This is a genomic window from Aestuariibaculum marinum (genome assembly GCF_014596975.1).
GTDB lineage: Bacteria > Bacteroidota > Bacteroidia > Flavobacteriales > Flavobacteriaceae > Aestuariibaculum > Aestuariibaculum marinum.
On sequence record NZ_JACVXD010000065.1, the window covers coordinates 1 to 270 of the forward strand.

The following is a 270-nucleotide window of genomic DNA, read 5'->3' on the forward strand; positions in this document are numbered from 1 at the left end:
TCTGAAGTCCCGCAGAATTCTTCGAGTCTTCTAGAGCTTCTCCTGCGTATTGTCTTGGAAAGATCTTATACAATGATCGTTTAAAGTCAGCTCCATCCTGCGGTTCTTTATAATGTGAAATCACATACTTTCCATCTTTACTCCTAAGTTTGATTACGGCTGGAACGGAATGGCCGGACTGCCCTTCTGCCTTTGTTGATTTGTTAAATCCCTGAAAAAATGAGTAAAGATAGATCGATGTCACCTCCCCTGTTTCTTTCGCTCCATAGA

The 270-nt window shown here is 41.9% G+C and carries 1 protein-coding gene; it reads right to left on the reverse strand.

Annotated features, from left to right (window positions below):
• Nucleotides 1-244: hypothetical protein (locus ICJ85_RS16230; protein ID WP_206688065.1), on the reverse strand; the 244-nt coding region annotated here is incomplete at its 3' end.
• Nucleotides 245-270 lie beyond the last annotated feature (26 nt).